29 protein-coding genes are annotated in these 25,144 nt (G+C 71.1%); 16 read left to right on the plus strand and 13 right to left on the minus strand.

Features of this window, described 5'->3' with window-relative positions:
* Positions 1-10 precede the first annotated feature (10 nt).
* Positions 11-1,630: a hypothetical protein gene (locus ACIA6A_RS05785; protein WP_396096211.1), complete on the plus strand. Its 1,620-nt coding sequence runs from the start codon at positions 11-13 to the stop codon at positions 1,628-1,630.
* A gap of 4 nt (positions 1,631-1,634) precedes the next feature.
* Here the strand turns inward: ACIA6A_RS05785 and ACIA6A_RS05790 are convergent, their stop codons facing one another.
* The gene (locus ACIA6A_RS05790; RefSeq protein ID WP_396096212.1) at positions 1,635-1,850 is read right to left on the minus strand and encodes a biotin/lipoyl-binding carrier protein; all 216 of its coding nucleotides are present in this window, start codon (positions 1,848-1,850) and stop codon (positions 1,635-1,637) included.
* A gap of 136 nt (positions 1,851-1,986) precedes the next feature.
* On the opposite strand from ACIA6A_RS05790, the gene ACIA6A_RS05795 reads away from it, so the two are divergent.
* Positions 1,987-2,061, plus strand: a complete 75-nt coding sequence (locus ACIA6A_RS05795; protein ID WP_369814844.1) for a 50S ribosomal protein bL37 — start codon at positions 1,987-1,989, stop codon at positions 2,059-2,061.
* 63 nt (positions 2,062-2,124) lie between these two features.
* On the opposite strand, the gene rsrA is transcribed toward ACIA6A_RS05795, so the two are convergent.
* From rsrA to ACIA6A_RS05820, 5 genes are all read right to left on the minus strand, one after another.
* The gene (gene rsrA, locus ACIA6A_RS05800) at positions 2,125-2,409 is read right to left on the minus strand and encodes a mycothiol system anti-sigma-R factor (RefSeq protein WP_396096213.1); all 285 of its coding nucleotides are present in this window, start codon (positions 2,407-2,409) and stop codon (positions 2,125-2,127) included.
* On the minus strand, positions 2,406-3,254 hold the full coding sequence (locus ACIA6A_RS05805; protein WP_396096214.1) for a sigma-70 family RNA polymerase sigma factor: 849 nt from the start codon (positions 3,252-3,254) through the stop codon (positions 2,406-2,408). The genes rsrA and ACIA6A_RS05805 overlap by 4 nt, the downstream gene beginning before the upstream one ends.
* A gap of 48 nt (positions 3,255-3,302) precedes the next feature.
* Positions 3,303-3,923: an alpha/beta family hydrolase gene (locus tag ACIA6A_RS05810; protein ID WP_396096215.1), complete on the minus strand. Its 621-nt coding sequence runs from the start codon at positions 3,921-3,923 to the stop codon at positions 3,303-3,305.
* Between the two features lie 61 nt (positions 3,924-3,984).
* Complete coding sequence (locus tag ACIA6A_RS05815) at positions 3,985-4,383, minus strand: WhiB family transcriptional regulator (protein ID WP_396096216.1); 399 nt, start codon at positions 4,381-4,383, stop codon at positions 3,985-3,987.
* 256 nt (positions 4,384-4,639) lie between these two features.
* A complete protein-coding gene (locus tag ACIA6A_RS05820) occupies positions 4,640-5,365 on the minus strand; it encodes an SOS response-associated peptidase (protein ID WP_396096217.1) in 726 nt (241 codons plus the stop codon).
* Positions 5,366-5,440: 75 nt separating this feature from the next.
* Here ACIA6A_RS05820 and aroA point away from each other — a divergent pair, with 75 nt between their 5' ends.
* The 6 genes from aroA to ACIA6A_RS05850 all read left to right on the plus strand — a co-directional run bounded on the left by aroA (position 5,441) and on the right by ACIA6A_RS05850 (position 11,025).
* Positions 5,441-6,817, plus strand: a complete 1,377-nt coding sequence (aroA, locus tag ACIA6A_RS05825; RefSeq protein WP_396096468.1) for a 3-phosphoshikimate 1-carboxyvinyltransferase — start codon at positions 5,441-5,443, stop codon at positions 6,815-6,817.
* Positions 6,818-6,819: 2 nt separating this feature from the next.
* On the plus strand, positions 6,820-7,872 hold the full coding sequence (gene rsgA / locus ACIA6A_RS05830; protein ID WP_396096469.1) for a ribosome small subunit-dependent GTPase A: 1,053 nt from the start codon (positions 6,820-6,822) through the stop codon (positions 7,870-7,872).
* Positions 7,873-7,880: 8 nt separating this feature from the next.
* The gene (hisN, locus tag ACIA6A_RS05835; protein WP_396096218.1) at positions 7,881-8,696 is read left to right on the plus strand and encodes a histidinol-phosphatase; all 816 of its coding nucleotides are present in this window, start codon (positions 7,881-7,883) and stop codon (positions 8,694-8,696) included.
* A gap of 29 nt (positions 8,697-8,725) precedes the next feature.
* A complete protein-coding gene (locus ACIA6A_RS05840) occupies positions 8,726-9,568 on the plus strand; it encodes a hypothetical protein (protein WP_396096470.1) in 843 nt (280 codons plus the stop codon).
* A 130-nt stretch (positions 9,569-9,698) separates the two neighbouring features.
* Complete coding sequence (locus ACIA6A_RS05845) at positions 9,699-10,472, plus strand: ATP-binding protein (RefSeq protein WP_396096219.1); 774 nt, start codon at positions 9,699-9,701, stop codon at positions 10,470-10,472.
* 10 nt (positions 10,473-10,482) lie between these two features.
* On the plus strand, positions 10,483-11,025 hold the full coding sequence (locus tag ACIA6A_RS05850) for a DUF5709 domain-containing protein (RefSeq protein ID WP_396096220.1): 543 nt from the start codon (positions 10,483-10,485) through the stop codon (positions 11,023-11,025).
* Here the strand turns inward: ACIA6A_RS05850 and ACIA6A_RS05855 are convergent.
* Together ACIA6A_RS05855 and macS are read right to left on the minus strand one after the other, a co-directional pair.
* Positions 11,022-11,651, minus strand: coding sequence for a response regulator (locus tag ACIA6A_RS05855; protein WP_396096472.1), 630 nt, complete (start codon positions 11,649-11,651; stop codon positions 11,022-11,024). The genes ACIA6A_RS05850 and ACIA6A_RS05855 overlap by 4 nt on opposite strands.
* A 19-nt stretch (positions 11,652-11,670) precedes the next feature.
* Positions 11,671-12,783, minus strand: coding sequence for a MacS family sensor histidine kinase (macS, locus tag ACIA6A_RS05860; RefSeq protein ID WP_396096221.1), 1,113 nt, complete (start codon positions 12,781-12,783; stop codon positions 11,671-11,673).
* Between the two features lie 68 nt (positions 12,784-12,851).
* Here macS and ACIA6A_RS05865 point away from each other — a divergent pair, with 68 nt between their 5' ends.
* From ACIA6A_RS05865 to ACIA6A_RS05875, 3 genes are all read left to right on the plus strand, one after another.
* On the plus strand, positions 12,852-13,232 hold the full coding sequence (locus ACIA6A_RS05865) for an ATP-binding protein (protein WP_396096222.1): 381 nt from the start codon (positions 12,852-12,854) through the stop codon (positions 13,230-13,232).
* A gap of 151 nt (positions 13,233-13,383) precedes the next feature.
* Positions 13,384-14,625, plus strand: coding sequence for a carbohydrate-binding protein (locus ACIA6A_RS05870; protein WP_396096223.1), 1,242 nt, complete (start codon positions 13,384-13,386; stop codon positions 14,623-14,625).
* 109 nt (positions 14,626-14,734) lie between these two features.
* A complete protein-coding gene (locus ACIA6A_RS05875; RefSeq protein ID WP_396096224.1) occupies positions 14,735-15,982 on the plus strand; it encodes a family 16 glycosylhydrolase in 1,248 nt (415 codons plus the stop codon).
* A 39-nt stretch (positions 15,983-16,021) separates the two neighbouring features.
* Here ACIA6A_RS05875 and ACIA6A_RS05880 read toward each other — a convergent pair whose 3' ends face one another.
* Both ACIA6A_RS05880 and ACIA6A_RS05885 read right to left on the minus strand, forming a co-directional pair.
* Positions 16,022-17,257: a chitosanase gene (locus ACIA6A_RS05880; protein ID WP_396096473.1), complete on the minus strand. Its 1,236-nt coding sequence runs from the start codon at positions 17,255-17,257 to the stop codon at positions 16,022-16,024.
* A gap of 30 nt (positions 17,258-17,287) precedes the next feature.
* A complete protein-coding gene (locus tag ACIA6A_RS05885) occupies positions 17,288-17,542 on the minus strand; it encodes a hypothetical protein (protein ID WP_396096225.1) in 255 nt (84 codons plus the stop codon).
* Between the two features lie 142 nt (positions 17,543-17,684).
* On the opposite strand from ACIA6A_RS05885, the gene malQ reads away from it, so the two are divergent.
* Together malQ and ACIA6A_RS05895 are read left to right on the plus strand one after the other, a co-directional pair.
* Positions 17,685-19,634 (plus strand): 4-alpha-glucanotransferase, encoded by a 1,950-nt coding sequence (gene malQ / locus ACIA6A_RS05890; protein ID WP_396096227.1) that lies wholly within the window; start codon positions 17,685-17,687, stop codon positions 19,632-19,634.
* Positions 19,631-19,813 (plus strand): antitoxin, encoded by a 183-nt coding sequence (locus ACIA6A_RS05895; RefSeq protein ID WP_396096228.1) that lies wholly within the window; start codon positions 19,631-19,633, stop codon positions 19,811-19,813. The genes malQ and ACIA6A_RS05895 overlap by 4 nt, the downstream gene beginning before the upstream one ends.
* 281 nt (positions 19,814-20,094) lie before the next feature.
* On the opposite strand, the gene ACIA6A_RS05900 is transcribed toward ACIA6A_RS05895, so the two are convergent.
* Complete coding sequence (locus ACIA6A_RS05900) at positions 20,095-20,877, minus strand: SDR family NAD(P)-dependent oxidoreductase (RefSeq protein ID WP_396096229.1); 783 nt, start codon at positions 20,875-20,877, stop codon at positions 20,095-20,097.
* 162 nt (positions 20,878-21,039) lie between these two features.
* On the opposite strand from ACIA6A_RS05900, the gene ACIA6A_RS05905 reads away from it, so the two are divergent.
* A complete protein-coding gene (locus ACIA6A_RS05905; protein WP_396096230.1) occupies positions 21,040-21,207 on the plus strand; it encodes a hypothetical protein in 168 nt (55 codons plus the stop codon).
* Positions 21,208-21,482: 275 nt separating this feature from the next.
* Positions 21,483-22,952, plus strand: coding sequence for an AAA family ATPase (locus ACIA6A_RS05910; RefSeq protein WP_396096231.1), 1,470 nt, complete (start codon positions 21,483-21,485; stop codon positions 22,950-22,952).
* Here the strand turns inward: ACIA6A_RS05910 and ACIA6A_RS05915 are convergent.
* Positions 22,938-23,537 carry a TetR/AcrR family transcriptional regulator gene (locus ACIA6A_RS05915; protein WP_396096232.1) on the minus strand — a complete coding sequence of 200 codons (600 nt, stop codon included), beginning with the start codon at positions 23,535-23,537 and terminating at the stop codon, positions 22,938-22,940. The two genes, ACIA6A_RS05910 and ACIA6A_RS05915, sit on opposite strands and share 15 nt — an antisense overlap.
* A gap of 42 nt (positions 23,538-23,579) precedes the next feature.
* On the opposite strand from ACIA6A_RS05915, the gene ACIA6A_RS05920 reads away from it, so the two are divergent.
* Entirely contained in the window at positions 23,580-24,077 is a 498-nt protein-coding gene (locus tag ACIA6A_RS05920; RefSeq protein ID WP_396096233.1) for a GNAT family N-acetyltransferase, read from the plus strand.
* 4 nt (positions 24,078-24,081) lie between these two features.
* Here the strand turns inward: ACIA6A_RS05920 and ACIA6A_RS05925 are convergent, their stop codons facing one another.
* On the minus strand, positions 24,082-25,119 hold the full coding sequence (locus tag ACIA6A_RS05925; protein ID WP_396096234.1) for an endonuclease/exonuclease/phosphatase family protein: 1,038 nt from the start codon (positions 25,117-25,119) through the stop codon (positions 24,082-24,084).
* Between the last annotated feature and the right edge of the window lie 25 nt (positions 25,120-25,144).

A 25,144-nucleotide genomic window follows, 5' to 3' on the forward strand; every position in this document is an offset into this window, starting at 1 on the left:
AGGCACGGCGATGGACGAAGCCCGGCGCTCCGCCGACCGCGATCTCGAACAGGCACGCGACGCACTGGACCGCGGCGACCTGCACCGCGCCGCCGACCACATCGCCGGCGCGATCTCGCACGCCCCCAACCGGGCCGAGACCCACGACCTGCTCCGCCACCTGGCCGGGCGCACCGACGACGCGCTGGAGCTGTTCCCGATCGAGCAGCACGCGTTCGTCGGCACCGTGGTCGCCCGCGCCCACCTGCTCGCCGCCGCCGGGCGCCCCGAGGACGGCCTGCCGCTGCTGGTCGCGGCCAGCGGCCACACCCCCGGCGCCGACTGGGCCGACGTGCCCTGGATGCGCGACCCCGAGCTGGCCGCCCGGATCGAACCCGGCCTGCTCGCCCGCATCGTCATGCAGCTGTGCACGGCGATCGGCGACCCCGCCCCCGAGGCGGGACGCGCGGCGCTGCAGCCCTACCTGATCCTGATCCGGCACGCCGTCGACGCCCACGCCGATCACGCGATGCTGCTCGGCGCCGCCTCGGCGCTCGCCCGCCGGCTCGGCGAGACCACCGAGGCCGTCGACTGGGCCCAGCGCGGAGCCCGGCTGCGACCCTCGAAACTGGCCGAGATCTGGCTCGGGTACGCGTACCGCAGCGCGGACCGGCTCCCCGAGTCGCTGGCCGCCCTGCGCCGGGCGGTCATGTACGACCCGGAAGACCTCTCCTTGTACGCGGACATCGCGGCCACGCTCGCCGACGCCGACCGCATGGACGACGCGCTCGCCTGGATCGACCGCGCCCTGTCCCAGGACCCCGACTTCGACTGCGCCGTGCACACCGGGCACCGCCTGCGGTATCGGGCCGACGGCGACCTGGCCCACCTCGTGCGGCTCGCCGACTTCCAGCGCGACCACCCCGACGACAGCCACGAGCACACCGACCTCGCCGACTGCTGCGCCGAGCAGCCCTGGCTCAGCCGGGTCCCGGCCGCCACCGACCCGCCGGCCGACCCCACCCGCGAACCGTTCGTGGCCGGGCCCCCGACCCCGGAGGCCGTCGAACGGCTGCGCCGGGTCGCCCACCCGTTCTGGCCGCACCCGCCGGCCGCGTACGACGCCGCCCTCGGCCTGGTCCTGGTCGAACCGGAGGACCTGCTCGCGCTGATCGCCCGGCCGCCCTCGGCCCCCGGCGACGAGCTCGGCCGGGCCCTGGCCGCGCACGACCCCGCCCTCTGGAGCCGCTGCGTCCAGGTCTGGGCCTGCCTCGGCCTGTTGCACCACCGCACCGACGAGCCCTGGCCGGAGTCGACCCGCCGCCGCCTGCTCACCGACCTGGCCACCGGCGGCCTCGACACGATCACCGAGGCGGCCCTGTTCGCCCTGGTCACCTACGCGTGGGTGGACCCCTCGGCGCGTACGGATGTGGCGGCCCTGCTGACCCGCCGCCTGGACGACGCGGCCACCCTGCCCGGTCTGGCCTGGTCCATCGCCCACCTGGCGCTGGCCACCCCGAACCTGCCCACCGGGATCCGCGAACGGGCGACAGCCATCGCCCGGGCCGAGGAGGACCTCGCCGTCTCCCTCGTCCCCCGGCAACGATCCCCCCGGGCAGCCCGCCTCCGGCGCTGGCTGTCCGGCCGCTGACGCACTAACCGATGACGGCGATCAGGTCGCCTTCCTGAACGACGTCACCCTCGTTGACGGCCAGCTGGGTGAGCACCCCGTCCGACTCGGCGACGACCGGGATCTCCATCTTCATGGATTCGAGGATCACCAGCGTGTCGCCCTCGGCGACGTCGGCGCCCGCCGCGGCCACGATCTTCCAGACATTGGCAACCATCTCGGCACGGATCTCGTCGGCCATGGTGAGTCCCCTCGTCGCGCAGTCGGCTGACGGTATCCAATCATGCGCAAGGCGTGGCGGTACACGGGGCGTGCCGAGCCGTCCGGCGGGGCCGACTACGATCGGCGGGTTGGAGTGCAGACGATGGGAGGCCGTTATGGCTAAGAAGTCCCGTAAGAAGAAGGCTCGTAAGAAGAGCGCAGCGAACCACGGCAAGCGTCCCAACAGCTGACCGTGGATGAACAGGAAGGGCCCGCAGCGTCACGCTGCGGGCCCTTCTGACGTTGCGGGGAGCTCAGGGAAGGTATTCCCGGGTCTCCACCTCGACCACGTACTCGCTGAGCTTGATCTTGAGCCGGTCGCGCAGCTCCTGGGGAGCCCGCTCGTCGCCGCAGCAGCGGGCGACGAGCGCCTTCACCTCGTGCTCGACGCCGTACTCGCGCAGGCAGTCGGTGCAGTCGTCCAGGTGGTCCTGGATCAGTTGCCGGCGGTCGTCGCTGCATTCCAGGTCGAGGTACAGATACACCTCGCTGATCACGACGCTGCAGTCCGTCTTCTGGTCGTCGCTCACGTCGCTCACGCCTCCTGTGCGGCGGGCGCGGCGGAGTTCCGGTTGATGCCCCGGTCAGCGGCGTACTGCTCGAGCTGGACGCGCAGGTTGCGACGGCCACGGTGCAGACGCGACATGACGGTGCCGATGGGCGTACCCATGATGTCGGCGATCTCCTTGTACGAGAAACCCTCGACATCGGCGAGGTAGACGGCCAGCCGGAACTCCTCGGGCAGCGACTGCAGTGCTTCCTTGATGTCGCTGTCGGGCAGCCGGTCCAGCGCCTCGGTCTCGGCCGAGCGCAGGCCGGCGGACGTGTGCGACTCGCTCGAGGCGAGCTGCCAGTCCGAGATCTCCTCCGTGGGCGCCTGGACAGGCTGGCGCTGCTTCTTCCGGTAGGAGTTGATGTAGGTGTTCGTCAGGATGCGGTACAGCCACGCCTTGAGGTTGGTGCCCTCTTCGAACTGGTGGAAGGCGGAGAACGCCTTCAGGAACGTCTCCTGCACCAGGTCCTCGGCGTCGGCCGGGTTCCGCGTCATCCGGAGCGCAGCCGCGTACAGCTGGTCCACGAAGGGCAACGCGTCGCGCTCGAACCGCGCACGGGCCTCTTCGGTCCGCACGACTCTGGTCCGCGCTCCGCGCTCGGTCTTACTTGTCCGCTCTGTGGGCGTCACCCGCACCTCTCCCCTCGACCGCACCGCCGAGGATACGGGTAGTGCCCCGCCGGCAGGTTCGAAAACCGCCGGTGTGCTGACACTCACCGATGACGTGACGGACGCCGGGGATGCCGCGGGCCAATCCGGAGAGTGCAGAAGCTCCTGCACCCTGCGGGCCTGCAGCCCATCGCGCTCGACGAACCTTGTTCCGGCTTGCACCTCAAGGACCCCTTCCGACGTACAGCCTTCCGCGTGGTGTAACGGACTTCAGGCGTCCGGCATTCCACCTTCGGCCCAGCCGTTGCGGATCAGCCAGTCCCGCACGATCGCGGCGGTCCCGGGCAGGTCGCGGCGCAGATCATGGACGGCTCCGGGGCGGACGGCGACCTCGACGAGGCCACCGGCGGCCGGCACGCCGAACGGGTCCCGGTCACCGTTGACGACCAGCGTGGGGATGGTGCGCGGCAGTTCGCCGTCGCGGCTGCGCTCGGGCTTGCCCGGCGGGTGCGACGGAAACGCGAGAGCGATCACACCGGCGGCCCCGAGGGTCGCGGCGGTGCGGCAGGCGACCCGGGCGCCGCTGGAGCGTCCGCCGGTGATCAGCGGCAGGCTCCGGTCGGAGAGCTCGGTGACCACGGCGGTCCAGGCCTCGTCGAGGTGCCCGGCCGGGGCCGGGGCGCGCCGCCCGGCCCTCCGGTAGGGCTGGGTGACCAGGGCGATCCGCACCCCGGCGGCGACGACGGCGTCGTGCACCGCGGTCAGGTCGGGGGCGTCGACGTCGCCCCCGGCGCCGTGGCCCAGCACGAGCAGTGCGACGGCCGGCCCGGCGGGATCGGTGACCCGCACTCCGGCGGGGCCCCGTGGTGTGATGATCTCGAAACTGGGCACAGCTATTACTACCCGGAGCGGTGACGGCCCTCGTCCCGACAGGCCGCCACCGGATCGGGTGCTAGTAGTTCGTCGCCGGTTCCAGCGAGAGCAGTTTGCGGTCTTCCTCGTCCGGGCAGTCGTCGACCGGGTCGCCGTTCAGGTCGACGCGTTCCCGCCAGGCGACGAGCATGGCCCGGCGCTCCCGGGGCGTGGTCCCGCCCCAGACCCCGTGCGTGTCGCCGACCTGGAGCGCCCAGGCCAGGCACGGCCCCTGGACGACACAGCTGCCGCAGAGCGACACCGCGCTCTCGGTCGGCTCGTTCGGCGCCGGGAAGAACGTCTCCGGGTCGACGCTGCGGCAGGCGCCGCGGGTGCGCCAGGCTTCGTCGGAGCTGCGTTCCTCGATGGCTGTCAGAAGCCTCGGATCCCGTCGTGCAATGGCAACTTCATGTGGACGCGGCATACGTGCGCGTGTCATCAGCCCACCTCCCCCGTGGGTGCCGGTAGAGCAGTGGCGACAGGTCCGCACCATGCGCACCGTCACCACAACCAGCGCTGGGTTTTTACCTCACGAAAGGAGTTCAGAACAAGGGTCTTATCTATCTATTAACAAACTTGCCAGTTAAAAACCCCAGCATATCGCCACTTAACGCCGTGTGATCCTTGACGATCCGGCAATTTGGACATGCCCGGGATCATCCGTTTACCGCCCGGCCGCGCGGTTCGGCGGAAACTCAGAAAAGCGTCTCCGGCAGCCGCTCACCGAGCGTCTCATCACCGTCAGCGACAACGTTGACATCACTCTCAGCGACGACAAGATCGGGACCGTTGTTCCGGACGTTGCCGACCCCGGCGCCGACCGCGCGGACCTCGATCGCCGCCAATGCCTCGGCCGACAACGGGCTCAGCAGCTCCCCCGCGTCGTCGCCGCCGCCGGCCAGCCACGCCCCCCACCGCTCCCGCGGCAGGATCAACGGCATCCGGTCGTGCACCTCCGCGAGCCCGCCGAGCGCGGCCGTTGTCAGCACGCTGCACGTCAGGGTCTCGCCCCGCCACTTCGTCCAGATGCCGGCGAAGGCGAGCACCGAGGAATCGAGCGGCGTCATGTAATAGGCCTGGCGCTGCTTGCCGGTGCGGACCCACTCGAACCAGCCGTCGGCCGGCACCAGGCAGCGGCGCTGCTGGAACGACCTGGCGAACGCCGGGGACTCCGCGACCGTCTCGGCGCGGGCGTTGATCATGCGGGCGCCGTCGCGGGGGTTCTTGGCCCACGGCGGGAGCAGGCCCCACCGGGCGGTGTCCAACACCCGGCTGCCGAGGCTGCCGGAGACCCTGACCACCGGCACCGGATCGGTGGGTGCGACGTTCCAGCTCGGCGCGAGGGACTCGGCCACGGGGACAGCGTCGAAGAGCTCGCCGAGATCGGCTTCCGTATTGGTTGTCGCGTATCGCCCGCACATGTGGCTGACAGTACGCCGCACGCTTGCGGGGCGCTGACCCGTCCGGGCGTTTTCCTGTCGTACCCGACCGGCAGAATGGGGGCCGTGACAGCAGCCGCAGCCCGCCCCTGGATCGCCCCGGTCGCGACCGGACCCGTCGTGTCGGCCCTCAGCCTGCCCGGTTCCAAGTCGATGACCGCGCGGGCACTCGTGCTCAGCGCGCTGGCCGACGGCCCGTCGCGGATCGTCCGCCCGCTGCGCGCCCGCGACACCACCCTGATGGCCGCCGCCCTGCGCTCCCTCGGCGCCACGATCGACACCGCCGAAAGCGCTCCGGCCAGTGCCGCCGGAGGTGCTCCGGCCGACACCGCGGCGGGCGGCGGTGACGCCGGGCGTGGCGGCGCGGCCGCTGGGGTGTGGACGGTCGGGCCCGGGCCGCTCACCGGGCCGGCGGCGATCGACGTCGGGCTGGCCGGCACCGTGATGCGGTTCGCGCCGCCGCTGGCCGCGCTCGCCGACGGCACCGTCACGTTCGACGGGGACCCGCACGCCCGGACCCGCCCGCTGCGCCCGATCATCGAGGCGCTGCGGGCCCTCGGGGTGGATCTCGACTCCTCGCCCTCCGGCGGGCTGCCGCTGGTCGTGCGGGGCACCGGGTCGGTCGCCGGCGGCGAGGTGGTCATCGACGCGTCCGGGTCCAGCCAGTTCGTCTCCGGGCTGCTGCTCTCGGCGCCCCGGTTCAGCAAGGGGCTGGTGCTCCGGCACGAGGGCCCGCCGGTGCCGTCCGCGCCGCACCTGCGGATGACCACGCACATGCTGCGGGCCGCCGGCGCGGTCGTCGACGAGAGCGTGCCCGACGTCTGGACGGTCGAGCCGGGCCCGCTGCGGGGACGCACCTGGGAGATCGAGCCCGACCTGTCCGGCGCCGCGCCGTTCTTCGCCGCCGCGATGGTCACCGGCGGGGCCGTCACGCTCGCCGGGTGGCCGCGGGAGAGTTGGCAGCCGGTCGGCACCCTCGTCGAGCTGCTCACCCGGATGGGCGCCGACGTCAGCCAGGACGACGACGGGCTGACCGTGCGCGGCACCGGCGAGCTGCACGGGATCGACGCCGACCTGTCCGAGGTCAGCGAGCTCACCCCGGTGATCGCCGCGCTCGCCGCGCTGGCCGGGTCGCCGTCGAGGCTGCGCGGGGTCGCGCACATCCGGTTCCACGAGACCGACCGCATCGCCGCGCTCGCCCGGGAGCTGAGCAAGGCCGGGGCCGGCGTCACCGAGCGGTCGGACGGGCTGGACATCACGCCGGGGCCACTGCGCTCCGCCACGTTCGAGACCTATGCCGACCACCGGATGGCACACGCCGCGGCGGTGATCGGGCTCGCCGCGCCGGGCATCGAGCTGACCGACGTAGCGTGTACCTCGAAGACCCTGCCCGAGTTCCCCGAGCTCTGGGCCGGCCTCGTGACAGGGAGCTGATTCTGCCGGCACGCCAACGGGAGTACGACGAGGACGACGTGCGGGTCCGCCCCGGCAAGTCGTCCCGGCCTCGTACCAGAACCCGGCCCAAGCACGAGGACGCGATCGAGGCCCTGGTCATCACCGTCGACCGGGGCCGTTACGGCTGTGTCCGCGAGGACGCGGACAGCCAGGACGAGCTCATCACCGCGATGCGCGCCCGGGAGCTGGGCCGCAAGTCGGTGGTGGTCGGTGACCGGGTGGCCCTGGTCGGCGACGTCACCGGCGCGCCCGGCGCGCTGGCCCGCATCGTGCGCATCGCGGAGCGCACCTCGGTGCTGCGGCGCACCGCGGACGACGACGACACCACGCCCGAGGGCCGCCTGGAACGCGTCGTGGTGGCCAACGCGGGCCAGCTGGTGATCGTCAGCGCGCTCGCCGACCCGCAGCCGCGGACCGGGTTCATCGACCGGTGCCTCGTCGCGGCGTACGACGCCGGCATCGAGCCGCTGCTCTGTCTCACCAAGGCCGACCTCGCCGGGCCCGAGCAGGTGCTCGACTACTACGCCGAGCTCGACCTGCCGTATGTGCTCGTCCAGCCGGACAGCGACCTGGAAGAGCTGCGCGAGCATCTCGCCGACCGCATCTCGGTCATGGTCGGGCACTCCGGCGTCGGCAAGTCCACGCTGGTCAACCGGCTGGTCCCGAAGGCGCTGCGGGCCACCGGCGTGGTCAGCGCGATCGGCAAGGGCCGGCACACCTCGACCAGCGCGGTCGCGCTGCGCCTGCCCCGGGTCAAGAAGAAGGGCGACCCGGGCTGGATCGTCGACACCCCCGGCATCCGCAGCTTCGGCCTGGCCCACGTGAGCGCCGACAGCCTGCTGCACGGCTTCCCGGATCTGGTGGAGGGCACCGTCGAATGCCCGCCCAACTGCGGACACGCGGCGACCGACGTCGACTGCGCCCTGGACGCGTGGGTCGCGTCGGGCAAGGCCGACGCGCGCCGGCTCGCGTCGTACCGGAGGCTCCTCAGCAGCCGCGCCGGTGACCTGGACCCTCGCGATCACATGGAGTAATGGCACACATGTCTTCCTACGCCGACGACCTCGCCCTGGCCCACCTGCTGGCGGACACCGCGGACTCGATCTCCATGGCCCGGTTCCGGAGCCTGGACCTGACGATCGAGTCCAAGCCCGACCTGACCCCGGTCTCGGACGCCGACACCGCCGTCGAGCAGGCGATCCGGGCCACCCTGGCCCGCGCCCGGCCGCGCGACGGCGTCATCGGTGAGGAGTTCGGCAGCTCCACCGCCCCGGCTGGACAGGGCAACCGGCACTGGGTGATCGACCCGATCGACGGCACCAAGAATTTCATCCGCGGGGTGCCGATCTGGGGCACGCTCATCGCGCTGATGGAGGGTGAGCGCCCGGTCGCGGGTCTGGTCTCGGCGCCCGCGCTGGGCCGCCGGTGGTGGGGCGCGATCGGCCACGGAGCGTATGCGGGCAAGCACCAGCGGGCCGCCACCCGACTCTCCGTGTCCGCCGTTCGCGACCTCGGCGATGCGAGTTTCTGCTATTCCAGCCTGCCGAGCTGGGAGCAGGCCGGCTACCTCGCACCCATGCTGGACATCATGCGCGACTCGTGGCGGGGCCGGGCGTTCGGCGACTTCTACGGGTACATGTTGCTGGCCGAGGGCGCGCTGGAGGTCATGGTCGAGCCGGAGCTGTCGCTGTGGGACGTGGCGGCGCTGATCCCGATCGTCACCGAGGCCGGTGGCGTGTTCACCGATCTCACGGGGCAGCGGGCGCCCGGTGACGGCAGCGCGATCGCCACCAATGGTCACCTGCACGAGGAGATCCTGTCGCGACTGGCCCGGGGCAAGACTATTCTCGCCGGGTGATCTCCGCGGGCTGGTTGTTCCTGGCAGCGATGGTCGCCGCCTACGGGGTGGCGAACCTGCTGCAGTCCATGGCCGCGGCCCGCACCACGGTGCATCACACGTTCGATCCCCAGCTGCTGGTACGCCTGGCCGGGCACCGTGCGTACCTGCTGGGCCTGGGGTGCCAGGTGCTCGGCTTCGTGTTCGCGTTCCTCGCGCGCCGGGATCTGCCCCTGTTCCTGGTGCAGGCCAGCGTTGCGGCGGGACTCGGTGTCACGGCACTTCTGGGCGTACTCATCCTGAAGTGGACCTTGCCGCTCGCCGAGATCGCGCTGCTCATCCTGCTGCTGGGCGGGATCACCGCGCTGGTGCTGTCGGCGCGGCCGGCGCACTCGCGCCAGCTGCCGACGTCCGCGGTGGCCGGGCTGGCCGTCGCGATCCTGGTCATCGCGGTGCTGGGCTTCTTCTCGGTACGCCTGCACGGCGCACCCGGCTCGGTGGTGCTCGGTTCCCTGGCGGGAGTCGCGTTCTCGGCCGCCGCCATCGCCGCCCGGCCGCTGGCGAACGAGCACACGTTCGGCGGGCTGTGCTCGGACCCCCTGCTGTACGTGCTGATCGCGCACTCGATCGTCGGGCAGTTGCTGCTCGGTCTCGCGATGCAGCGGGGCTCGACGACCGCCGCGGTCGCCGCGATGGACGCCGCCGGTGCCGTGCCGGCCGCGATCGTCGGGTTGCTGCTGCTCGGTGACCGGATCCATCCGGGCCGGGAATGGCTGGCGGCGGTCGGCTTCGTGGTGACCCTGGCGACGGTGATCGCGCTGACGCGTTATGCGGAGCCGCAGCACCACCATTCGTCACGGCGCGTGCTCACTGACGCAGGTGTGGGTGCATGAGCCAACGATCACGGGGTATTGCGTTGGCATCATCACGTTTCACCAATGGCATAAACAGTGCATTTCGGGAGATAATCCCGCCAGGCCCGAGAATGCGAGAAGCATCCGCGTTATGCACAATGGAGCGATCATGCCGAGCGAGGTCCGACACCTGGTCGACGGCGGGCTGACCTATCCGGTCGTCCGGCTCGCCGGGGTGCTCGACGCCGGCTCCGCCCCACTCGTACGCTCCGCTGTTCTCGGCGTCCTCGCCGGGCAACCGGAAGCGGTCGTGATCGACGTCCGCGACCTCGCCCTCGGTCACCCGGAGGCCGCCGAGGTGCTGGGTGAGCTGGCCCGCGGCGCCGCCGAATGGCCCGGAGCGCGGCTGGCGGTCTGTGCCGGCGGTGACACCGGGGCCTGGCGCCGGGCCGGACTGCCGATCTGGCCCACCCCCGCCGCCGCCGAGGCCGCCCTCGGCGACCCCAGCCCCGAACGCTTTCTGAGCATCCCGCTCGACGCGGTCGTCGGTGCCGCCCGCGTCGCCCGCGAGATCGTCACCCGGGCGTGCACCACCTGGGACGTGCCCGAACTCGGCGGCACGGCCTGCCTGGTGGTGACCGAGATGGTCAACAACGTGGTCGCGCACGCCCGCACGGAGATGACGATCCTGCTCGCCCTGCACGGCGACACCATCAGCGTGGCCGTGCGCGACCGTTCCGCGGACATCCCGCGCTTCACCGGGAGCCCGGTGCCGGTGACCTCGTACGGCGGCCGTGGCCTGCTGCTCATCGACTCGATGGCACGCCGCTGGGGCACCCTGGCCCTGCCCACCGGCAAGGTCATGTGGGCCACCGTCGCCGCCGACGAGCCGGTCCCCGACATTCCGCGACCCGCAGGCATGGCACCCCACAACCCTGGGTAGTCAGAACACCATGCGAGACAACGACTACCCCACCGAGGTGTCCGACCCCGAGGCGTCCGGCCTGCCCGACACCGCCGATGACGACTCCTCGGCGTACGACGAGGTCGAGAGCACCCGCTGGGCCGACGGCGCCGACCCGGCCGCGCTGGCCGGCACCGGCCCGGGCGGCTCCAACCGCTTCGGCGACACCGCCGAGGAAGCTCGTCAGGGTGAGGGCTTCGAGCAGCGGCTGCGCCAGGAGGAGCCCGACTTCGGCGCCGAGTCCGAGCGCGTCTACGAAGAGACCGTCGGAGACTCCGAGCAGCGGCAGCTCGACGCGGACGTGTGGGGCGAGAGCCCGACCTCCGACCCGAACTCCGCGGTGTCGCTGTACGACGACGGCCAGCTCGACAGCGACTCGCCGCGGCCGGTCGGCCGCCTGGTGGAGACCGACGAGGGCTACGGCACCGACGAGGAGGCCGACAGCATCGCGTACGACGCCGGTGCGGCCGGTGGCGGCGCCAGCGCCGAGGAGGCCGCGATGCACGAGACCAACGCGCCTCGTTACCGCTAGTCCAGGCCCTGCTCGATGGCGTAACGGGTGAGTTCGACCCGGTTGTGCAACTGCAGCTTGCCGAGCGTGTTCTGCACGTGGTTCTGCACGGTGCGGTGGCTGAGGACCAGGCGTTCCGCGATCTGGCGGTACGACAGGCCCTTGGCCACCAGCCGCAGCACCTCGGTCTCCCGCTCGGTCAGCTTCGGCGCGGCGTCGTCGCCCCCGGCCGGTTCCACCGCGAGCCGCCGGAACTCCCCCAGCACCAGACCCGCGAGCCCGGGTGTGAACACCGTGTCACCGGCCGCCGTCCGCCCGACCGCGTCGAGGAATTCCGCCTGACCGGCCGACTTCAGCAGGTAACCGGACGCGCCCGCCTTGACCGCGTCGAGCACGCTCTGCTGCTCCCCGCTGGCCGACAGCATCAGTACCCGCACGCCCGGCACCGCCGCGAGCAGGCCGGTGATGACCTCCACCCCGGAGATGTCCGGCAGCTGCAGGTCGAGCACCACGACGTCCGGCCGGGCCGCCCCGGCGATCCGCACCGCCTGACGGCCCTCACCGCTGGTCGCGACCACGTCGTAGCCGGCCGCCGCCAGGTCCCGGGACACGCCTTCACGCCACATCGGGTGGTCGTCGACCACCATCACCCTCGTTGCCACGCGCTCACTCTATTTCTTTCTTGGGAACGGACATCTCGACCTCGGTGCCCTGATCCGGTGCCGTGGTGATCCGGACGGTGCCGCCGAGGTCCTCGATCCGCCCCCGGATCGACTGGGCCACGCCCAGCCGTCCCTGCGTCTCGGCCTCGGCGAGGCGTTCCGGGGCGATCCCGCAGCCGTCGTCGCGCACACTGATCGTCACCGCCTCCGGCTCGTCCTCCACCAGGACCCAGACCTTGGTGCCGGGTGCGCAGTGCCGGTGGACGTTGTCCAGCGCGGCGGAGACCGCCGCCGCGACCTCCGCGGCCGCTCTGGCCGGCAACCTCACGGCATCGGCGGGCGCGGCCACCGAAACCGCATCCGACGCGTACGGCTCCAGCAGCGTCATCAGGTCCGTCTGGACACTCTCGTCCACGATCTCCGCCGTCCGGCCGGTCACCAGGGTCCGCAGCGCCGCCTCCTGCTCACCGGCCAGCCGGGCCAGCTCCCCGGCCTCCCCGTCGAGCCCGGCACCACGCCGTTTGACCAGCGCGAGCACCTGCAGCACCGAGTCGTGGATGTCGCGGGCCAGCCGTTCCCGCTCCCGGGTCGCGGCCTCCAGCTCGATCGCCCGCTGGAGCCGCTGCTGGGCCACCTCGGCCACGTTCACCAGGTAGCCGACGGCGAGCGCGGCCAGCAGCATCAGCACCGTGCCGGTCCACGCGGCCTGGTCGTAGTGGTTGCGCACCACCAGGTCGGTGGCGCCCATCGCGAGGGCCGCGGCGATCCCGCCCCGGCGCCCGCCCGCCACCGCCCAGGCGATGACCGGTGCCACGTGCCAGGCGACCGCGAGCGTGGGTTTGCCGGATCTGAGCGCCTCCGACCCCACGATGTAGCCGCTGGACGCCATCACGGACATGGTCACCAGCAGGTCCGCCACGAGCAGCGGCGGGCGGCGGCGGGCCGGGACGGCGTACGCATAGGTGGTGAAGACCGTCCAGCCGGCGGTCGCCGCGAGAACCGGCCACGCGAGCAGCGGCCGCGCGTACACACTCACGTTGTTGACCACGAGGACAGCGACATAGATGAGAGCGGCGATGCGGTAGACCGCGATGGCTCGCCACAGCGATTCCGCCATGAGCTGACCCTACTCAGGCAGCGGAATGATCAGACGTCGCATACGGTCGGAGGATCGGTACGGAACTTTTGCTCTCCGAGGTGTTCGACGCCGGGCGGATCACCGCCCTGCGTCATGCCGTCGCGGCCAGAGCCGCCGACGCCGGGCTGACCGGCGACCGGCTCGACGACTTCGTGCTCGCGGTGAACGAACTGCTGACCAACGCGGTCCGGCACGGTGGGGGCACCGGGCGGGTCGTGGTGTGGTGCGCGGACGACGCGGTGACCTGTGAGGTGAGCGACCACGGGGACGGCGCGGGAGGGCGGGTCCACCCGGACCGGCCGGCGCCGGACCAGCCCGGCGGGTGGGGGTTGTACCTCGTCCGGGAGCTCACCGACACGCTGGACATCACCACCGGCCCGGAGGGAACGGCCGTCCGGATCTCCAGCGGCGTCACCCGGGAAACCTGAATCATTTTTTAAGTTTGCCCTTCCGTACTTGACGTTTGCCTGCGGATCTTCTTAGGTCTCTCCTGACGCAGAAGAATCATCCGCGTCCGCCCCAGCTTCGGACGGACTCCAGAGCCGACACCCGAGCCTCACCGCCCCCGGAGGTTTTCCCGTGCCGCGACACAGCGCGCCCCAGCCATCCCACCGGCCGCGACACGGCGTTCCCGACCCGGACGTCCCGGAGGCCGGCTCTTCTGCTCCGGTCTCGCGGCATGCCGGCAAGGTCTCCTCGCGGGTGCGGCACGGCGCCGCCGGGCTGAGGTCGCACGTGCGCCCGGGCAGCACCGGGATGCCCGCGCTGGTCCGGCCGAGGCTCGCCGTCACGATCGTCGTCGCCGCCGTGGGGCTCGCCGCCGCGGTGTGGCTGCCCGGCCGCAACGACACCGCCGACGCGTCGGAGGGCAACCGCTCCGGAGCCGCCGGGTTCCTGCGGGACCGCGAGAAGGTGGACTCCTTCGCCGACGATTTCGACGGCGAGGCCGGCACCACCGCGAACCCGGACAAGTGGTTCACCGTGACCACCCGCATCGAGAACGGCCGCGAGGTGGGTGCCGACAACCACGACGCCCTGCTCGACGGCGACGGCAACCTGCTCATCACGGCCCGCGAGGGCCGCGCGGCCCGGCTGTTCACCAGGAACATCCTCCAGCGCGAATCCGGGCGTCTCGAGGCCCGCGTCCAGGTCCCGGCGGGCGAGGGGCTCACCCCGGCGCTGAACCTGATCGCCACCAACCGGTCGAACACGACGTCCGCCTCCGCACCTACCACGCTGGACAGAAAGAACGGTCGTTCTCGCAACGGCGGGCTGCAGGCGATCAACCTGCTCTCCGGCGCGACCCCGGGCAACTTCCACACCTACACGGTGACCTGGACGCCGGACGAGATCACGCTGGCGGTCGACGGCGCCGGCGTGACCCGGTTCGCCGCGGCCGCGGTCGACACGAACCAGCCGTTCAGCCTCGCGCTGGTGCTGCGGTCCCGGGAGAACGCGGTCCTGCCGGCGAGCATGGCCGTCGACTTCGTCCGCGTCTCGGCCATCGACGACACCGAGCCGGCTGAATCCCCGTCGGCATCGGCATCGGCATCGGCCGCGCCTTCGCCCTCGGGATCTGCGGCGCCCTCGGAATCTGCCGCACCCTCGGAATCTGCGACGCCATCTGAATCGGCCTCGGCCAGCGTCACCCCGAGCGCGACGCCCACCACTCCGGCGATCGCCGCCTGGGCGCCGTTCGTCGATTACACCGCTGGTCAGGTCGTCAGCTTCGAGGGCGCGAACTACGAGATCCTCGAGGCCCACACGTCGCTCCCGGGCTGGGAACCGACCGCGTTGCCCTCGTTGTTCAAGAAAATCTGAGAATTCGGGTTATCCCGGGGGTCTGGGGACCGTCTCCCTTGACTGAGCGTGGTCAATCTGTAAAGACTGCGAACAACTTACGTCCTCTCCCCCGGAGGCTTCATCCCCGATGCGTAAATCCCGTATGTTCCTCGCCGCGGCGGTCGTCGCGGTCACGCTCTCGGGCGGCCTGTTCGCCGCCTCCCGCAACGACGCCGCCGACGCCGCCATCGGTGGCATCACCTGGCAGGACGAGTTCAACGGTGCCGCCGGGTCCCCGGTCGACGGCGCCAAGTGGAAGTTCGACACCGGCGGCTCCGGTTTCGGCAACAACGAGCTGCAGTACTACACGACCTCCACGAGCAACGTGCAGCAGGACGGCCAGGGGCACCTCGCGATCACCGCGCGCAAGGAGAACCCGGCCAACTACCAGTGCCACTACGGCACCTGCCAGTACACGTCGGGTCGCATCCTGACCGCGGACAAGTTCTCCCAGACGTACGGCCGGTTCGAGGCCAGCATCAAGGTCCCGAAGGGTCAGGGCATCTGGCCCGCGTTCTGGATGCTGGGCGGTAACAACTGGCCCACCACCGGCGAGATCGACATCATGGAGAACGTCGGCAAGGAGCCGAACACGGTGTACGGCACCGTGCACGGCCCGGGCTACAACGGTGCCGGTGGCATCGGCGGCAACCGCACCATCGGCGCCCCGCTCAGCGACGCCTTCCACACGTACGGTGTGGAGTGGTCGCCCAACCTGATCCAGTGGTTCCTCGACGGCCAGGAGTACTTCCGGGTCGACCCGTCGAAGATCAACGGCAACCAGTGGGTGTTCGACCACAACTTCTTCATGATCCTGAACGTGGCGGTCGGCGGTAACTGGCCGGGCAGCCCCGACGGCAGCACCCAGTTCCCGCAGACCATGCTCGTCGACTGGGTCCGCGTCGCGGGCTACACCAGCGGTGGCGGCAGCACCACCCCGCCGCCGGCGACCACCGGCACCGCGCTCAAGTCGAACCTCAACGGCCGCTGCCTCGACATCCCCGGCGGTAACGCGTCCGACGGGGTACGCGTCCAGATGTGGGACTGCAATGGCCTGACCCCGCAGAAGTGGGCGTTCCAGAGCGACGGCACGCTGCGCGGCATGGGCAAGTGCCTCGACCCGGCCGGCGGCGCGCTGACCAACGGCACGCCGCTCCAGATCGTCAACTGCAACGGCAACCCGGTGCAGCGCTGGACCCTCTCCGGCGCCGGTGACCTGGTGAACCTGTCGGCGAACAAGTGCGTCGACATCGTCGACAACAACGCCGCCAACAGCGCGCGGCTCCAGCTCTGGGACTGCGCCGGCACGCCCAACCAGAAATGGACCCGGGCCTGATTCTCCTGGGAAGCGGGCCGGTGATCCGGCCCGCTTCCGCTATTTCGCGGCGAACTTGTCGCCGTACACGCGCCATGCGAGCGGGCCGTTGAGGTCGAGATTCGTCGCCTTCAGGAAAATTCGCTGAGCGGTCTCCACCCGGCTGACATCGCTGTGCGCGGTCTCGGTGCGCATCTCCGCCACCCGCGCATTCAGGAAAGCGTTCAGCCAGACCGTCTCGTCGCCGCCCTGTGTCGGGGTCCGGGCCGTGCGCATCGCCTTCGACCGGATCCCCCGCAGCCCGGACATGCCGTGCATGACGGCCGCGTCGTAATAGGCGAACTGCCCCAGCGCCCGCAGTCCGTCGGCGCTCGCCAGCGTCACCGCCGGGTCGAAATACATCCGGTCCCGCTCGTCCTCCTGCACCTTCTGGAAAGCCGGGTCGGTCGCGGCCGCCTTCCAGGCGGCGACGAAGGAACTGCCCAGGCCCGCATGAGAATCAGACCCGTCCACCGTACGGAGTGCCGGCAGGAATTTCGCCAGTCCGTTGCCGGGTCTGCGGCGGGTGTACTCGCTCACCACCGCCAGCATGTCCGAGGTGCCGGAGCAGAATCCGACGATCCCGGCGGTGTATCCGCGCCCGTCCCCGATGTCCTCGATATAGCCGAACTGATCGCGCCAGTCGAGGCTGGAATTCTCCGCGCTGGAGACGAGCTGGAACGCCAGTTCCTTCTTACGCGGGTCGTTGAGCCCGGCGGCCGAGGCCGGCACCGTGGTCGGCAGGACGACGGGGGCCACGGCCGGGGCGACCGGGCCGGGTCCGTACGCGCGTAGTTCGGCCAGTGAATAGCCGGACGCCACGGCCCGCTGGGTGGCGAGCAGGCGCAGGTAGCGCCCCGACCCGTCGAGCCGTTTCAGTTCGTCGGTGCCGCCGTCGCCCGTACCCGTGGTGTGCAGGTCCCGCCAGGTCGTGCCGTCCGTGGAGATCTGGATCCGGTAGGCCCGCGCATAACCGTCCGCCCAGCTCAGCCGGACCCGGTTGACGTGCTGGACCCGGCCGAGATCGACCCGCAGCCACTGCGTGCCGGCCGGGGTCCCGCTGGTCCAGGCGGTACGGGTGTTGCCGTCGATCGCCATGGCCGCGGCCGTCGCGGAGTCCCTGACGCTCGACGCGACGACCGGGCGGCCCCGGGACAGCAACAGGTCGGGGGCGGCGTCCGCGGTCACCGTGATGACCAGCGGCACCGTGCAGACCGCGGCGATCCCCACCGCCAGCGCGATCCCCTTCGCCCCCATGCCCACGCTGACGACGGTAGGCGCGGGGGATCAGCGACGTTTGCGGTTCCGGGAAATCAGCACGAACGCCAGGACGATGCCGCCGACCACCACGAGGCAGCAGACACCACCCAGGATCGGGAAGAAGCCGAACCCGCTGCGGCGGCGCCGGTATTTCACGGCTTCGATCGCGACCCCGTCGACACCCTTGCTCGCGGCCCACGCGTGCACCGGCACCACCAAGGTCAACGCGGCACCGGTCATGGCCGCGGCGAGCCGGCCCCAGAATTTCACAACAGCAGACATGCGTCCCAGTCTGCTCTCCGCCCGCAAGACCCGCAGCGCCAGGTTCGCCCGGCATCCGGCAGGGTATGGCTGGATCCGGCCCCTGGGGCAGGGTGCAGACTCCTGGGAAGACCCACAGAGCACCACGCGAGAAGGGACCGGAGTGGACGCTGAGCTGACGGCGCTGGCCGACGCGCACGGGGTGGCGACCTGGTATAAGGACTGGCATCGCGAGCGCCGCGACGTCTCGCCCGAATCGGTGATCGGGGTGCTGTCGCTGCTCGGGGTGGACGCCCGCACACCGGGGTCGGTCGCCGGCGAGCTGGCCACGATCCGCACCGCCCGCGAGCAGAAACGACTGCCCGGCACCGTGGTGGTGCGGGCCGGTGCGAGCCGTGCGCTGGCCGCTCCCGGCACGCTGACCCTGGAGGACGGCACCGAGCGCGAGGTCACCGGCATCCCGGCCGACCTGCCGCTGGGCTGGCACCGGCTGAGCACCGGCGGGCAGGACGTCACGCTGGTCGTGGTGCCCACCGAGCTGCCGGAGCCGCCGGAGACCTGGGGCTGGATGCTCCAGCTCTACGCACTGCACTCCGCGGCGTCCTGGGGCATGGGCGACCTCGGCGACCTGCGCACGTTCGTCGAGCACGGGCACGGGGCCGGGCTGGTCCTGCTCAACCCGTTGCACGCGATCACGCCCACGCTGCCGGTGCCCTCGTCGCCCTATTCCCCGTCGAGCCGCCGGTTCGCGAACCCGCTCTACCTCAGGGTCGCCGACACCGACGCCTACCGCCGGGCCGATCCGCCGCTACGGGCCCAGGTGGACGCGCTCAAGCCCAAGCCCACCGCGGACGGTCTGATCGACTACACCGCGGTCTGGCAGGCGAAGCGAGCCGCCTTGGAGCTGCTGTGGCCGCTCGCCGGCGAGGTCGACCTGGACGCCGACCCCGGTCTGACCGACTTCGCGACGTTCTGCGTGCTGGCCGAGAAACACGGCGCCGACTGGCACCGGTGGCCGGCCGAGTTCCGCCGCCCCGGCACCCCCGAGGTCGCGGCGGCCCGCGGCGGCGACCGGGTCGCGTTCCACGTGTGGCTCCAGCGGCTGCTCAACCAGCAGCTCGACGCCGCCAACGAGGCCGCCCTGGCGCAGGGCATGCCGCTCGGCATCGTGCACGACCTGGCCGTCGGGATCGATCCCAGCGGCGCCGACGGCTGGCTGCTGCAGGACGTCCTCGCCAGCGGGGTGCACGTGGGCGCCCCGCCGGACGCGTTCAACCAGCTCGGCCAGGACTGGGGGCTCGCCGCCTGGCGCCCCGACCGGCTCATCGAGACCGGCTACGCGGCCTACCGCGACATGCTGCGCCGCATCTTCCGGCACGCCGGTGGCCTCCGGGTGGACCACATCGCCGGGCTCTGGCGGCTCTGGTGGGTGCCGCCGGGCATGGGTGCGGCCGAGGGCACCTACGTGTTCTACGACCCGGAGGCGATGCTGGGCATCCTGGCACTGGAGGCCCAGCGAGCCGGCGCCGTGGTCATCGGCGAGGACCTCGGCACCGTCCAGCCGGTGGTCACCGAGACCCTCGAGCGGATGAACATGCTGGGCTCGGCGGTCCTCTGGTTCACCCGCGACTACCAGGACGACCCCGACGAGGGCTACCTGCCGGCGTCCCGCTATCCCCGCAACGCGCTCGCCACGATCTCCACCCACGACCTGCCGACCGCCGCCGGTTTCCTGGTCGGCGAACAGGTCCGGGTCCGCGCCGAGCTGGGCCAGCTCGCCGGCCCGGTCGAGGCCGAGTCGGCGTACGCCGACAAGGACCGCGCCCAGCTCTTGGCCCGGCTCACCGAGGACGGCCTGATCACCGCGGCCAGCACCCCCGAGGAAATCGTCACGGCGATGCACGCGTTCCTGGCCGGCACGCCGTCACGGCTCGTCACGGCGTCGCTCTACGACGTGCTGGGCGAGCTCGATCAGCCCAACCTGCCCGGCACCACGGACCAATATCCCAACTGGCGGATGCCACTCAAGGAAGACTTGGAGCAGATACTGGTGGACCCTCGGCTGGCGCGGGTCGCCAAGGTGCTCAACGCGAGAAAGGGTGGGTCCCGATGAGTTTCCTGGACAAAGCCAAGGACTTCGTCGACAAGCACGACAAGCAGGTGGACCAGGCGCTGGAAAAGGTCGGCGACGAGATCGACAAGCGCACCGGCCACAAGCACTCCAACCACATCGACCGAGCAGTCGACGAAGCCCAGAAGCGCACCGGCGAAGGCGACACCACCCACCGCTGACCCAGCCACCCAGGGCCCGCCAGCCACCCGCCGGCGGGCCCTGCCCGGCCCGCCCTGCGTCTGGCCCGCCCTACACCCGCGCCGCCCTACGCCTGCCCTGCCCTACGCCTGCCCTGCCCTACGCCTGCCCTGCCCTACGCCTGCCCTGCCCTACGCCTGCCCTGCCCTACGCCTGCCCTGCCCTACGCCTGCTCTGCCCTGCCCTGCCCTGCCTCGCGCCACCCCACGCCGTGCCGCCCCGCACAGCCTCCCCTCCGGAGAACGAACGTTCTTTCCGCCACTCACCCGCTCTGGTAGCGGGAGGCGAGTTTCGGGCTCTGACCGCCGAAGGCGGCCAGGTCGGCGCGGAACACCTCCTCGAGCAGGTGGTAATCCTCGACGCCCGGCGCGCTGACGGTCTCGCCGAGCCGGATGCCGGTCAGGGCCGCAGTCACGACATCCGCCGCCGACATGCGCGGCACCGCGGACAGGTCCATGCCCTGGACCTCGTGGAACTCCGTGGCCACCACGCCCGGACAGACGACGTGCGCGGTCACGCCGGTCCCGTCCAATTCGGCGTGCAGCGTCTGGGACATCGCCACCGCGTGGGCGAGCGTGCCGGCATAAACGGCTCGGCGGGGCATCAGGGAGGCGGGTGCGGGGCCGGCGAACGCGATCATTCCCGCGACGGTGAGCAGGATGCCCGTACCCCTCTCGATCATGCCGGGCAGTGCCGCCCGGGTCAGCATCGTCGGGGCGACGGTCTTGACCGTCAGCAGCTCCCGGGCTTTCGCGGCGGGCAGGTCCGCCAACGGCATGTAGTGCGCGACGCCGGCATTGTTGACCAGCATCGTCAGCGGCAGCTCCGCACACAGCTCGGCCACGGTATCGATGCCGTCGTCGGTGGCCAGGTCCACCGCGACGACCCGTACGCGGACGTCCGGCAACGCGGCGGCGAGTGCTTCGAGGCGCTCCCGGCGACGGCCGACAAGAATCAGGTCGTGGCCGTCAGCGGCCAACCGCTCGGCGAAAGCTTTGCCGATCCCCGACGACGCGCCGGTGACCAGGGTGAGTGATGGGGTCATGTGTTCGATCCTTCGGTACGGACGGGGCCCGGACCAGTGCCCTCGCGATCCAGGGAGTGGCAGGACCCCGGCATGAGCAGGGCCGGACGGTCCGGGTGCCGACAAGGTCGCGACAGCCGTGGGACAGCGTCCGAACATGATCGATATCCACTGCGCTCATCCATGAGCATCAACTCCAGGCGCACCACGCGCCGCCGTTTCCTGGTCGCCGCCTCCGGCACCGACGAGACGCCCACCCTGCTGGTAGCGGCGGCCCGGTTGTGCATGCGGCTGCTGAACGCGTCGCTGGTCGACAGCATCACCGTGGCCTGCGGCGTGGCGCGACCATGACCCAGATGGCGAGCGACGCCGGCTTGCTCATGGTGTCGAGCCTGCGGATCACCCCGGGCGAACGGGCCGAGGTGGTGCTCGGCCTCATGATCATGGACTGAACCGGGCGGCTCGCCGGTCAGGAACGCGGACCGCAGCACCAGCCCGCATTCCCGGCACAGGCGACGCACCCCCACCATTCTGTCGCTTGACTAGCCCTGATACCCCCGCCTTTCTGTCGCGTGACTAGCACCAAAACCCCTCCCCTTCTGTTGCTGCGAAGCTAGGGTGGGGGCATGCGAGACGATGAGATCCGCCGGATCCTGACGGATGCGAACCCATGGTGGCGCGCGGCGGCGGCGGGAACCGACCCGACGGTTTGGACCGTGGACCACCGGTTGTTGCGCGACCGCTCCACACATGACCTCGGTTTTCGGCCGCATGTTCTCGACGACATCGCTACGGGCCCGGTCACCGACCAGCTCGTCGTCCTCACCGGACCTCGCCGCATCGGCAAGTCCGTGACCCTGATCGACACCGCTGCGGCGTTGTGCGGCAGAGACGATGTCGATCCGCGTCAGATCATTCATTTTCCCTGCGACGGGATGCGTGATCGTGACCTGCGCAGGGCCCTGACCCTGGGCCGCGAACTGACACGTTCCGTCGACAGCGACCGGCCAAGACCACGAGTCTGGCTGCTGGACGAGGTCAGCGGTGTCCCCGGTTGGTCGTCGGTGCTCAAGGCCGCACGCGACGGGACGGCCGTCGGCGACGAGACCGTGGTCGCGACCGGCAGCAGGTGGGCCGGGAAGGAAGACATCGAAGGCAATCTGATGGCCGGGCGGGCCGGCTCCGGCCCGGGGCGCCGCCGGCGCCTGCTGCTGCCGATGAGCTTCCGCGACTACATCGCCGCGACCCGGCCCGAGCTCCAGCGGTTCAGCACGATCGACCCGTCCCGGCTCCAGGAGCCGGGTGTGGCGGCGGAACTCGACAAGGTCGCGTTCGACGTCGACGCCTACGACCTGGCCTGGCAGGCATATCTCACCTGCGGCGGATTCCCCCGGGCGGTCGCCGAGCACAGTCGCACCGGCGAGGTCTCGATCGGCTACATGCGCGACCTGGCCGCGTGGCTACGCCGCGATGTGGACCCAGACGCGGCACCGGAATCGCTGCCGCGGTTGCTCGACGCGTTGGCCCACCGTGCGTCCAGCCCCCTGAACATCGGCTCGACCTCCGGTGATCTCGGCTACCACAGCCGAGAAGCACTGGACCTCAGAATCAGGCGGCTCATCGCCAGCCAGGCGGCCGTGACCTGTTCACGCCGCAAGGGCGACCGCCTGGTACCCGGCACCCAGGCCAAGCTTTACCTGACCGATCCGGTGCTGGCCTGGTTACCTTCTCGCCTGCGCGCGGGCCTGGAGCCGCCGGACATGACGCGACTGACCGAGACCACTCTCGGCGTGGGTCTGGCCCGCGCGATCGACGACCTCGACGAGGGACGCTGGGTCAGCGGCGACACCATCGGGTACACCCGGACCACCTCCGACAAGGAGATCGACTTCGCACCTGTGTCGATCCCGTCGGCAGAAGGTGCCAGCAGCACCGTTCCACTGGAGAGCAAGTGGGTCGATCAGGGCTGGCGGGGCGAGGCGCGCACCATCGACGGCAAGTACGGGTCCGGAATCCTCGCCACCAAGACGATCCTCGACACCAGTCACCGGGTCTGGGCGGTGCCCGCTCCGTTGCTGTCGCTACTCCTGCTCTGATGCCAGGTCATAGGCGGTGAGGGCCTCGGCCAGCATGTGCTCCTGGGTCTCGGGTGGATAGGCGGCGGGGTCGGCTGCCGCGAAAGCCGCCATTCCCTCGGCCATGGTGATCAGGGCCAGCGCGACCGTCGCGACCTTTGGTGGGGGCCAGGCCGGGGCGGCGGTGGAGACCAGGCGTTCGACGCGGGCTCGCCAGGATCGGTTGTTGCGGCGGTGGACGGCGATCAGTTCGTCGTCGGTGACGGCCGCGGCGAGGAAGCCGATCCAGACGGTGCTTTCGCGGGCCGTTTCCGGGGTGGTGGCCAGGCCCTGGCGCAGCACCGCGCGCAGAGCCGCCCGTGGTGAGCCCGCGTTCGCCTCCAGGGCTTCGATCCGGGTACGGGTGGTGTCGTGCAGCAGGTCGCGGGCGTGCCGCAGCAGGGCTCGCCGGTTCGGGAACCGGTGCATGACCAGGCCGGTGGTGCAGCCGGCCGCGGCGGCCACGGCCCGGACGGTGAGGCGTTCCAGGCCCTGGTCGGCCAGCACGTCCCACACGGCGCGGGACAGTGCCTCCTCCTGGGCCGGGCGGTCTGCCGTACGTGACATGGGTCGCCCTCCTTCAGTCGTAACAGATGTTACGGTAACGCCGTGACCTGGACTATCGAAGAACGCCCCTGGGACGATCCGGCAGGGTCCGCGTTGCGCCTGGCCCAGCGCGCCGAGCTGGACGAGCGTTACGGCAGTGACGACCACGAGCCCGGCACCGCACCCTCGGCCGCGGACATCGACCTTTTCCTGGTGGCGCTCGACGACCGGGGCGTCCTGATGGGTTGCGGCGCACTGCGGCGACTCGACCGGGTCGCTGCCGAGGTCAAGCGGATGTACGTGACCCCGGGCGCCCGTGGCTCCGGCGTGGCGACCGCCCTGCTGCGTGCCCTGGAGTCGGCGGCGGTCGACCGCGGATGGACGACCCTGAGGCTGGAGACCGGCCCCGCCCAGCCCGATGCGATCCGGTTCTACGAGCGGGAGGGCTACCGGCCCATCCCGCTGTTCGGCCCCTACGTGGGCTCCGACCTGTCCGTCTGCTACGAACGCGAACTCGGGCGCGACCCCTCCGGAGAGGAATCGCGCCCGATGGTGCGGTGACGGATCAGAGCACGAACGAACCGACGATCCAGGCGTGGTCCGACCACGGCTGGGTGCTGTCGTACGCGCCGGTCTCGCAGCTGGTCACCAGGCTGGCCGGGTTGCCGCCGTTGGACCGGGCGAAGAGGTAGTCGAGCTTGCCGCTGCCACCGGTCCAGTCCGTGGTGTGCGGGCCGTCGCGCAGATTGTCGGCGTCCATCGTGCACTCGCGCATCAAGTTGTAGACCGGCACGAGCGGCTGGTTGGGCTGGGCCGCGACGTCCGGGGCGAACGTGTTGAGGTCGCCGCCGAAGACGATGCGCTCGTTGCCGTAGGACGCGAGGATGTCCGCGACCTCCCGGCCCTGGGCGGTGCGCAGCGGGGCCACGCCGTTGACGACCGGGTCGCCGCCCGGCGGGGTGAAGTGGGAGGCGCACACGCGTACGGTCTCGCCGGGCTCGTCGACCTTGTAGATCTTGCGGACGCACAGCAGCGGCGCGGTCAGCGAGTAGTCGTCCTGCGGGGACGTCAGCTGGTAGGCGGCGACCTGGTCGTGCGGGCCCTTGGTCAGGATCGCGGTGCCCAGCGCCTGGCCGGTGGCGTCCGGCTCGATGATGCTGTTCCACCGGCCGCCGGCGCAGGTGCGGGTGTGCCGGCCGAGCCACGCGGTGCGGGTGGAAGAGCCTTCGTCGTACTGCCGGGCCCCGCTGAACGACATGTACCAGAGCTTCCAGCCGACGGCCGCGTTGAGCTGCTCCAGCACCGTGCTCGCATACCACTCGCAGGTCTCGTTCAGGATGATCGCGCCGGCCTGCTTGTCGTCGATCAGCTTCTTGATCGCGTCGCGCTTGCCGATCGTCTCGGCCGCGGTGGCGGTCTTGGGGCAGCCGCTGAAATCGCCGCAGATGTTCCAGGTGACGACCTTCAGCGAGACCGTCGCGGCCGCGGCCTGGGTGGCCTTCGGCGTCCGGTTCGCGTCGACCGCGAGGTGCACCCCTGTGATGCCGAGCAGGGTCATGAGACCGGCCGCCGCGGCGATGAGCATGGTTCCGGGTTTCCGCATGGGACGAACAATCCTTTCGTGGTGC

It is taken from the genome of Actinoplanes sp. NPDC051494, assembly GCF_044454705.1.
GTDB lineage: Bacteria > Actinomycetota > Actinomycetes > Mycobacteriales > Micromonosporaceae > Actinoplanes.